Annotated in this window: 9 protein-coding genes; all 9 read right to left on the bottom strand. The window is 71.4% G+C overall.

The window, feature by feature from the left end; all coding sequences use genetic code 11:
* Positions 1-65: 65 nt before the first annotated feature.
* Entirely contained in the window at positions 66-674 is a 609-nt protein-coding gene (locus AB0H43_RS21855) for a DNA-3-methyladenine glycosylase (protein ID WP_360001662.1), read from the bottom strand.
* Positions 659-2,053, bottom strand: a complete 1,395-nt coding sequence (gene argH, locus AB0H43_RS21850) for an argininosuccinate lyase (RefSeq protein ID WP_360001660.1) — start codon at positions 2,051-2,053, stop codon at positions 659-661. The genes AB0H43_RS21855 and argH overlap by 16 nt, the downstream gene beginning before the upstream one ends.
* A gap of 107 nt (positions 2,054-2,160) precedes the next feature.
* Positions 2,161-3,360: an argininosuccinate synthase gene (locus AB0H43_RS21845; protein ID WP_360001658.1), complete on the bottom strand. Its 1,200-nt coding sequence runs from the start codon at positions 3,358-3,360 to the stop codon at positions 2,161-2,163.
* Positions 3,357-3,857 (bottom strand): arginine repressor, encoded by a 501-nt coding sequence (locus AB0H43_RS21840; RefSeq protein WP_360001656.1) that lies wholly within the window; start codon positions 3,855-3,857, stop codon positions 3,357-3,359. The genes AB0H43_RS21845 and AB0H43_RS21840 overlap by 4 nt, the downstream gene beginning before the upstream one ends.
* Entirely contained in the window at positions 3,854-4,819 is a 966-nt protein-coding gene (argF, locus tag AB0H43_RS21835) for an ornithine carbamoyltransferase (protein ID WP_360001654.1), read from the bottom strand. The genes AB0H43_RS21840 and argF overlap by 4 nt, the downstream gene beginning before the upstream one ends.
* Entirely contained in the window at positions 4,819-6,027 is a 1,209-nt protein-coding gene (locus AB0H43_RS21830) for an acetylornithine transaminase (protein WP_360001652.1), read from the bottom strand. Before AB0H43_RS21830 ends, argF begins: the two co-directional genes overlap by 1 nt.
* Positions 6,024-6,893 carry an acetylglutamate kinase gene (gene argB / locus AB0H43_RS21825; protein WP_360001651.1) on the bottom strand — a complete coding sequence of 290 codons (870 nt, stop codon included), beginning with the start codon at positions 6,891-6,893 and terminating at the stop codon, positions 6,024-6,026. Before argB ends, AB0H43_RS21830 begins: the two co-directional genes overlap by 4 nt.
* On the bottom strand, positions 6,890-8,065 hold the full coding sequence (gene argJ / locus AB0H43_RS21820) for a bifunctional glutamate N-acetyltransferase/amino-acid acetyltransferase ArgJ (protein WP_360001649.1): 1,176 nt from the start codon (positions 8,063-8,065) through the stop codon (positions 6,890-6,892). Before argJ ends, argB begins: the two co-directional genes overlap by 4 nt.
* Before the next feature lie 4 nt (positions 8,066-8,069).
* Positions 8,070-9,080 carry an N-acetyl-gamma-glutamyl-phosphate reductase gene (gene argC, locus AB0H43_RS21815; RefSeq protein WP_360001647.1) on the bottom strand — a complete coding sequence of 337 codons (1,011 nt, stop codon included), beginning with the start codon at positions 9,078-9,080 and terminating at the stop codon, positions 8,070-8,072.
* Positions 9,081-9,274 lie beyond the last annotated feature (194 nt).

Here is a 9,274-nt window from a genome sequence, read left to right as displayed (position 1 = left end):
GTTCCAGGTCGAATCTTGTCCCAAGATTCGACCTGGAACCCTGATCCGGCGCTAAGAAGGGCTGGTCACCGCTTGCGGGGTGAGTGCCGCCGGTATGCGCTCACGGTCGGGTCGCCGGAGATCCAGAAACGCCAGGGGATGTCGTGGGCTCCGGCCACCCCGACGCGCGGCCCGGCCTCGACGGCGTCCGGCGGCACCGGCCGCGACGGCGGACCGAGCCGCAGCGGCCCCGAGCCGTCCACCATGGAGGTTCCATTGGCGTCCGGCCCGATGCCGAGCGTCTTCACCAGCCGCGCCGGGCCACGGGCCAGTTCCCGGGCTGGGGCGTCCCCACGGCGCTCGCGGGCCACGTCGACGCCGCCGATCACCTCGCCGGCCCGCAGGAGAACGGCGGAGGCCTCACCTTCGGGGCCGCAGACGACGTTCAGGCACCAGTGCATACCGAAGACGAAGTAGACGTAGGCGCGCCCGGCCGGGCCGAACATCACCTGCGTCCGCGGGGTGGGACCGCGGTGCGCGTGCGACGCCGCGTCCTCCCCCGTTCCGGCGTACGCCTCGACCTCGGTCAGCCGGACCGTCACGCCGTTCGCCGAGACCTCCCAGCCCAGGAGCCGCTTGGCAGTCTCCGGGACGGCGGACGCCGGGGCGGACAGGAAGCTCAGGCCCCGGTCCACGCCCGAGCCTCGGCCAACTCTCGTTCGACCTGCGCCAGCTGCTCGGCGACGGCCAGCGGCCCGGTCGACCCCGGAGTTTTCCGGGCGGCCAGCGCCGAGTCGACCGATAGCACCTCGCGTACGCCGGGGTCGAGTTCGGCCGAGATCTCCGCCAGGTCGTCGTCGCCGACCTCGTGGAGTTCGACGCCCCGAGCGGCGCAGAGGGCCACCAGGCGACCGGTGATCTCGTGCGCGTCCCGGAAGGCGACTCCCTTGCGTACCAAATAGTCTGCGACCTCAGTGGCGAGCGAGAAGCCGATGGGAGCGGCGGCCTGGAGGACGTCGGTCTTGACGGTCATCGTGGCGATCATCCCGGTGAGCGCGGGCAGGACCAGTTCCAGCGTGTCGAGGGCGTCGAACGCGGGCTCCTTGTCCTCCTGCATGTCCCGGTCGTAGGTGAGCGGCAGGCCCTTGAGCATCGTCAGCACCGCGACGAGCCCGCCGATCAGCCGGCCCGCCTTGCCGCGGGCGAGTTCGGCGATGTCGGCGTTCTTCTTCTGCGGCATGATCGACGAGCCGGTGGCGAACGCGTCGTCCAGCTCCACCCAGCCGAACTCCTGGGAGGTCCAGAGGACGACCTCCTCGCCGAGCCGGCTCAGGTGCACGCCGAGCAGCGCCGTCACGAACAGAAACTCGGCGACGAAGTCCCGGTCGGAGACGGCGTCCATCGAGTTGGCTGCCGACTTCGTGAAGCCGAGCTCCTTGGCGACCCGCTCCGGGTCGAGCGGGAGCGACGATCCGGCCAGCGCACCCGCGCCGAGCGGACTGACCGCCGTACGCCGGTCCCAGTCCCGCAGCCGGTCGAGGTCCCGCAGCAGCGGCTGCACGTGGGCGAGCAGCCAGTGCCCGAAGGTGACCGGCTGAGCGTGCTGCACGTGGGTCATGCCCGGCGCCGGAGTCGCGACGTGCTGCGCCGCCTGCTCGGTGAGCGCACCGGCCAGGTCGGCGATCCCGAGCGCCAGCCCTCGGGCGTGATCGCGCAGGTAGAGGCGGAGATCGGTGGCGACCTGGTCGTTGCGGGACCGGCCGGCGCGCAGCTTGCCGCCGAGCGGGCCGAGCTTCTCCAGCAGTCCCCGCTCCAACGCGGTGTGGACGTCCTCGTCGGCCGGCGTCGCCTGGAAGGCGCCCGACTCGACGTCGGCGGCCAGCTCGTCGAGCGCGGCCAGCATCCGGCCCAGCTCGTCCGGCGTGAGGAGACCGGCGTCGGCGAGCACCTTCGCGTGCGCCTTCGACCCCGCGATGTCGTACGCGGCCAGCCGCCAGTCGAAGTGCACGCTGACGCTCAGCCGGGCCAGCGCCTCGGCCGGGCCGCCCTCGAACCGTCCACCCCAGAGTTTCATTTTCTTGGTCGCTTTCTTTCCATGATCATTGCGTCAACCATGCTGCTGAATCGGGCATTTCTGCGCGGCAAACAGCATGGCTGGCGCAATGATCACACCAGAGGGGGTCAGGACAGGCGGGTGTCGCGGGCGGAGGCGAGCCGCGACGGCAGGCCCCACAGGTCCACGAAGCCCTTGGCCAGCGACTGGTCGAACAGGTCGCCCTCGTCGTAGGTGGCGAGGCTGAAGTCGTACAGCGAGGCCTCCGAGCGCCGCCCGGTGACCACGGCCCGGCCGCCGTGCAGCGTCATGCGGATCTCGCCGGTGACGTGCTTCTGCGACTCGTCGATGAAGGCCTCCAGCGAGGACTTGAGCGGCGAGAACCACAGGCCGTCGTAGACCAGTTCGCCCCAGCGCTGGTCGACCGACTTCTTGAACCGGGCGAGGTCCCGCTCGACGGTGACGTTCTCCAGCTCCTGGTGCGCGGTGATCAGCGCGATCGCGCCCGGCGCCTCGTAGACCTCGCGGCTCTTGATGCCGACCAGCCGGTCCTCGACCATGTCGAGCCGGCCGACGCCCTGGGCGCCCGCCCGGCGGTTCAGCTCGGCGATCGCTTGGAACGGCGTGACGGTCTCCCCGTCGATCGCGACCGGGCGGCCCTGCTCGAAGGTGACGACGACCTCGTCGGCGTCGCGCGGCTCGGCCGGGTTCGACGTGTACGAGTAGATGTCCTCGATCGGCGCGTTCCAGATGTCCTCGAGGAAGCCCGTCTCGACGGCCCGGCCGAAGATGTTCTGGTCGATCGAGTAAGGCGACTTCTTGCTCTGGTCGATCGGCAGGTTCTTGCTCTCGGCGTACGCGATGGCCTTGTCCCGGGTCCACGCGAAGTCGCGAGCCGGCGCGACCACCTTGAGGTGCGGGGCGAGGGCGCCGATGCCGACCTCGAAACGGACCTGGTCGTTGCCCTTCCCGGTGCAGCCGTGCGACACGACGGTGCCGCTGTGCTTGCGTGCGGCCTGGACCAGGTGCTTGACGATCAGCGGCCGGGACAGCGCGCTGACCAGCGGGTAGCGGTCCATGTAGAGCGCGTTGGCGCGGATCGCGGGCAGGCAGAAGTCGGCGGCGAACTCCTCGCGGGCATCGACCACCTCGGACTCGACCGCGCCGCAGGCCAGCGCCCGCTTACGGACGACCTCCATGTCCTCGCCGCCCTGGCCGACGTCGACGAGGACGGCGATGACCTCGGCGTCCATCTTCTCGGCCAGGTACGGAATGGCGACGGACGTGTCCAGGCCCCCGGAGTAGGCCAGTACGACCCGCTCGGTCATGATGGTGCTCCCTCTGTGGTTTCTTGTTCGAGATTTGCCCACGCCGCGAACTTGCCGGCCAACCCGGCGCCGGTGGTCGACTCGCGCGCCACGATGAAGATGGTGTCGTCGCCCGCGATGGTGCCGGCGACCTCGGGCAGGCCGCTGCGGTCGATCGCGCTGGCCAGGAACTGCGCGGCGCCGGGCGGCGTCCGCAGGACCGTGATGTTTCCACTGTGGTCGGTGCCGGTCAGCAGCTCCTTCAGCAGCCGCACCAGGCGTACCTGGGCCTGCTCCACCGGGCGCAGCGCACGGTTGCCGTCCTCGGGGATCAGGTATACCCCGCCGACCTTGATCGCCCGCAGCTCCTCCAGGTCCCGCGACAGCGTCGCCTGGGTCACCTGCACGCCGTCGGTCGCGAGCAGCTCCGCCAGCTCGGTCTGCGAGCGTACCGACCCGGCCCGGATCAGCTCCTCGATCCGGGCGTGCCGCGCGGTCCGCGTCACCGGCGCGGTCATGCCGTCTCCCCGCTGTGCTCCAGCAAGAACGCCAGCAGCGCCTTCTGCGCGTGCAGGCGGTTCTCGGCCTGGTCGAACACCGCGCTGTGCGGCCCGTCCAGCACGCCGTCGGTGATCTCCTCGCCCCGGTGCGCGGGCAGGCAGTGCAGCACGATCGCCGCCGGATCCGCGTGACCCACCAGCTTCTCGTTCAGCTGGTACGCGAGGAAGGGGCCGACGCGATCCTTGCCGTCGTCCTCCTGACCCATCGACGTCCAGGCGTCCGTCGCGAGGACGTGCGCGCCGGTGGCCGCCTCGATCGGGTCCCGCAGGACGCTGATCGAACCGCCGGTCGACGCCGCGATCTTCTCCGCGTCGGCGACGATCGCCGGGTCCGGGTCGAAGCCGGCCGGGCCGGCGACGCGTACGTGCATCCCGGCGACCGCTCCGGCCAGCAGGTAGGAGTTCGCCATGTTGTTCGCCGCGTCGCCCAGGTACGCCAGCGTCAGCCCGGCCGTGCGGCCGAACTTCTCGCGCACCGTGAGCAGGTCGGCCAGCAGCTGGCAGGGGTGGAACCCGTCGGTCAGCGCGTTGATCACGGGGACGGTCGCGCCCGAGGCCAGCTCGGCGATGCGCTCGTCGCCATAGGTACGCATGACGATCGCGGCCACGTACCGGGAGAGCACCCGGCCGGTGTCGGCCAGCGACTCGCCCCGGCCGAGGTGCGTGTTCACGGTGTCCACGGTGATCGGGTGCCCGCCGAGGTCGGCCACGCCCACCTCGAAGGACATCCGGGTCCGCAGCGACTGCTTGTCGAAGAAGACCGCGACCGACTTCGGGCCCTGCAACGGCCGGTATGCCCACCGGCCGGCCTTCATCTGGGCGGCCAGCTCGAGCACGGCCGACTGCTCGGCCGGAGTCAGGTCGTCGTCCCGCAGAAGGTGTCTGATTGCCGGCGCCTGCGGCACCACGATCCCGGTCATCACGCGGCTCCCGGGTACGCCGCGTCGAAGGCGGCGGGCAGCGCCGCGAGCAGCGCGTCGACCTGCTCGGACGAGATGATCAGCGGCGGGGCCAGCCGGAGCACGTCGGGCTGGCACGCGTTGACGATGAAGCCGGCGTCGCGCAGCAGTCCGACCACGGCGGCACCGGCCGGCGCCGTCAGCTGTACGCCGAGCAGCAGGCCCGCGCCGCGTACGTGGTCGACGAGGGGGTGGCCGAGCGACTCGATCCCCCGCCGCAGCCGCTCCCCCACCCGCTTGACGTGGTCGAGCAGCCCGTCGGCGGCGATGGTCCGCAGGACGGCGAGCCCGGCCGCGCACGCGATCGGGTTGCCGCCGAACGTCGTGCCGTGGTGACCCGGCTGGAACAGCCCGGCCGCGCCCCCCGGGTGGGCACCGGCGAACGCCCCGTCGGCGAAGGCGATCGCGGCCCCCAGCGGCAGTCCGCCGCCGAGGCCTTTGGCGAGCGTGATGACGTCGGGCGCGACGCCTTCGGCCTGGCACTGGAACCAGTGGCCGGTCCGGCCGATCCCGGTCTGCACCTCGTCCAGGACGAACAACACGCCGTGGGCCGCCGTGATCTCGCGTACGCCGGCGAGGTAGCCGGGCGGGGCCACGACGACGCCGCCCTCGCCCATGATCGGCTCCAGGATCACCATGGCGGTCTCGTCGGTGACGGCGGCTTCGAGCGCGGCCAGGTCGCCGTAGGGCACGTGGGTGACGTCCCCGGGCAGCGGCGTGAACGGGTCACGCTTGGCCGGCTGCCCGGTCAGCGACAACGCGCCCATCGTCCGTCCGTGGAAGGCGCCCTGCGCCGCGACGACTCCGGTCCGCCCCGTCAGCCGGGACATTTTGAAGGCGGCCTCGTTCGCCTCGGCGCCGGAGTTGCAGAAGAACACCTTGCCGGGCCGCCCCGTCAGCGCCAGCAGCAGCTCGGCCAGCGCGATCGTCGGCTCGGCGGCGTAGAAGTTCGACACGTGCCCCAGCTTGGCGACCTGCTCGGAGACGGCGGAGACGACGGCCGGGTGAGCGTGACCGAGCGCGTTGACCGCGATCCCGGACAGGAAGTCCACGTAGGACTTGCCCTGCTCGTCGACGACGACCGCGCCCTGGCCGCTCACCAGCCCGACGGTGGGTGTTCCGTAGTTGTCGGCCAGCGAGTGCTGCCATCTGTCCAAAAGGGAGGTCATGGGGTCACCATCGTTCCGTGGCCGGCTTCCGTGAAGATCTCGAGGAGGGTGGAGTGGGGGCTGCGACCGTCCACGACGTGCGCCGCCGGCACGCCGCCGCGTACCGCGCGCAGGCAGGCCTCCATCTTGGGGACCATGCCCGAGGCGAGGTCGGGCAGCAGCTTCTCCAGCTCGTCGGCGGACAGTTCGGAGATCAGGCTGCTGGTGTCCGGCCAGTCGGCGTACAAGCCGGGGACGTCGGTGAGGACGACGAGCTTGCGGGCGCCGAGCGCGATCGCCAGGGCGGCCGCGGCGGTGTCGGCGTTGAGGTTGTGCACGACGCCGTCCGCGTCGGGGGCGACCGTGGACACCACCGGGATCTGCCCGGCCGCGAGGACTTGGGCGACCACGGTCGGGTTCACCTCGGCGACGTCGCCGACCAGGCCGATGTCGACCGGCTCGCCGTCGACGACGGCCGGGCGGCGTACCGCCGTGAACAGGCCGCCGTCGCTGCCGGACAGCCCGACGGCCAACGGGCCGTGCGCGTTGATCTCGCCGACGAGCTCCTGGCCGACCTGGCCGACCAGCACCATCTGGACGATCTTCATCGTCTCCGGCGTGGTGACCCGGAGCCCGCCCCGGAACTCGCTCGTCAGCCCGACCTGGTCCAGCATCGCCGAGATCTGCGGTCCGCCGCCGTGGACGACGACCGGCTGGAGCCCGGCCTGCCGGAGGAAGACCATGTCGGCGGCGAACGCGGCGCGAAGCTCGGCGGACACCATGGCGTTGCCGCCGTACTTCACGACGGTGATGGCCCCCCGGAACCGGTTGAGCCACGGCAGCGCCTCGACGAGGACGGCCGCCTTCTGCTCCGCGGTGAGCCTCATGACGAGTACGCCGAATTCTCGTGGACGTAGTCGTGCGACAGGTCGTTGGTCCAGATGGTCGCCTGCGAGGCCCCGGCGTTGAGGTCGATCGTGATCTGCACCTGCGACTCCGAGAGGTCCACCTTGGACCGGTCCTCGGCGGCCGAGCCGTTGCGGCAGATCCAGACCCCGTTGATCGCGACGTCCAGCCGGTCGGGCTCGAAGGCGGCGTCGGTGGTGCCGACGGCGGCCAGGATCCGGCCCCAGTTCGGGTCGTTGCCGAAGAGCGCGCACTTGACCAGGTTGTTGCGCGCGACGGCCCGGCCCACGGACACCGCGTCCGATTCGGTCGCCGCGCGTACCACCTCGATGGCGATCTGCTTGGTGTTGCCCTCGGCGTCGGCCAGCAGTTGCTGGGCGAGGTCGTGGCAGGCGGCCGTGACCGCGGCGGTCAGTTCCTCCTGGGAGGGCTCGACGCCGGACGCACCACTGGCCAGCAGCAGGACGGTGTCGTTCGTGGACATCGCGCCGTCGGAGTCGAGCCGGTCGAAGGTCAGCCGGCACGCCTCGCGGAGCGCCTCGTCCAGGGCCGACGAGCCGGCGATGGCGTCGGTGGTGAGCACGACGAGCATCGTGGCCAGCGCCGGGGCGAGCATGCCCGCGCCCTTGGCCATGCCGCCGACGCACCAGCCGTCGCCCGTGATCACGGTGTTCTTCGCGACGGTGTCGGTCGTCATGATGGCCTCGGCCGCCGTGCCGCCGCCGTCCTTCGTCAGCGCCTTGGCCGCGGCCGTGACTCCGCCGAACACTTTGTCCATCGGCAGCCGCTCGCCGATCAGGCCGGTCGAGCAGACCGCGACGTCGCCCGCGCCCAGAAGCATGCGCTTGGCACCCGGGCCGCGCAGGGCGGCGGCGACGGCCTCGGCGGTGGCGTGCGTGTCCTGGAAACCGGCCGGGCCGGTGCAGGCGTTGGCGCCGCCGGAGTTGAGCACGACCGCCTTGAGGACGCCGCCCTTGAGCACCTGCCGGCTCCAGAGCACCGGAGCGGCCTGTACGCGGTTGGCGGTGAAGACGCCGGCGGCGGTCGCGTCGGGGCCGTCGTTCACGACGAGCGCGAGGTCCGGCTTACCACTGGCCTTGATCCCGGCGCTCACACCGGCGGCCCGGAAGCCCTGCGGAGCGGTGACAGACATGGATTCACCGAGTTCCATAGATCGGCAGGCCCGCCGTCTCGGTCAGGCCCAGCATCAGGTTGGCGCACTGCACGGCCTGTCCGGCCGCGCCCTTGCCGAGGTTGTCGATGGCGCTGACCACGATCACCCGCCCGCTGTCGACGTCGACCGCGGCCTGCAGGTGACAGCTGTTGGAGCCGAGCGTGGCGCTGGTGTGGGGCTGCTGACCGTCGGCCAGGACATGCACGAACGGCTCGTTGGCGTACGCGTCGGCGAGCACCTCGCGCACGACGGCCCCGGTGATGTCGCAGCTGGTCGGACGGCCGGTCACGGTGGCCAGGATGCCCCGCGGCATCGGGGCGAGCACCGGCGTGAACGACAGCGACCGCGCGCCGGTCGCCTGCTTGATCTCGGGCACGTGCTGGTGGGCGCCGACCTTGTAGGGGCTCAGGTCGCTCATGACCTCCGAGCCGAGCAGGTGCGCCTTGGGCGCTTTACCCGCTCCGGTGGTGCCACTGGCCGCCACCACGACGACGTCGGCCGGCTCGATCAGGTCGGCGGCGATCAGCGGCGCGAGCGCGAGCGTCGTCGCGACGGCGTAGCAGCCGGTCGCCGCCACCCGGTCGCTGTTGGCGATGTGGACGCGCTGGCCGGGCAGTTCGGGCAGCCCGTAGGTCCAGGTCCCGGCGTGCTCACCGCCGTAGTACTTGGCCCATTGCGTGCCGTCGATCAGCCGGTGATCGGCGCCGAGGTCGACGACCTTCACCCCGGCGGGCAGCTGCGCGGCCACCGCCGCCGACTGCCCGTGCGGCAGCGCCAGGAAGACCAGGTCCGCGCCGCTCAAGGTGGCCGGGTCGGTCTCGCTCAGGATCAGGTCCAGCGCCGCCAACTGCGGGTGTACGCGACCCAGGGGCTGTCCGGCCTGGGAGTGCGCGGTCGCGGCGACCACGTCGATGTCGGGGTGCCCGGCGAGCAGGCGCAGCAGCTCGCCGCCCGCGTATCCGCTGGCCCCCGCGACTGCCGCTTTGATGCTCATACCGTCCTCCGCAACTTTATGCAGGAATGAGCATACGCCCGAAGGTATGATCATGCAATTATGGCGCGCGCCACTCTTCTCATCGAATCGCGTTCGATGGGCTCACGGCTTTCCATCGATGAAGATTGACGGTAGGCTGCCGTGCGGGAGCGCTCCCATCCCCCTTCTGCGGCACACGGACGTGCCGCGACTCC

The organism is Hamadaea sp. NPDC050747, assembly GCF_040654195.1.
Lineage (GTDB): Bacteria > Actinomycetota > Actinomycetes > Mycobacteriales > Micromonosporaceae > Hamadaea.
This window is presented reverse-complemented; position numbering and strand designations above follow the sequence as displayed.

Bases quoted from the DNA above. Each gene is read 5' to 3' on its own strand.
- AB0H43_RS21830 (WP_360001652.1), bottom strand. From the start codon at position 6,027: ATGACCTCCCTTTTGGACAGATGGCAGCACTCGCTGGCCGACAACTAC.
- AB0H43_RS21840 (WP_360001656.1), bottom strand. From the start codon at position 3,857: ATGACCGCGCCGGTGACGCGGACCGCGCGGCACGCCCGGATCGAGGAG.
- argB (WP_360001651.1), bottom strand. From the start codon at position 6,893: ATGAGGCTCACCGCGGAGCAGAAGGCGGCCGTCCTCGTCGAGGCGCTG.
- argJ (WP_360001649.1), bottom strand. From the start codon at position 8,065: ATGTCTGTCACCGCTCCGCAGGGCTTCCGGGCCGCCGGTGTGAGCGCC.
- AB0H43_RS21845 (WP_360001658.1), bottom strand. From the start codon at position 3,360: ATGACCGAGCGGGTCGTACTGGCCTACTCCGGGGGCCTGGACACGTCC.
- argH (WP_360001660.1), bottom strand. From the start codon at position 2,053: ATGAAACTCTGGGGTGGACGGTTCGAGGGCGGCCCGGCCGAGGCGCTG.
- argF (WP_360001654.1), bottom strand. From the start codon at position 4,819: ATGACCGGGATCGTGGTGCCGCAGGCGCCGGCAATCAGACACCTTCTG.
- argC (WP_360001647.1), bottom strand. From the start codon at position 9,080: ATGAGCATCAAAGCGGCAGTCGCGGGGGCCAGCGGATACGCGGGCGGC.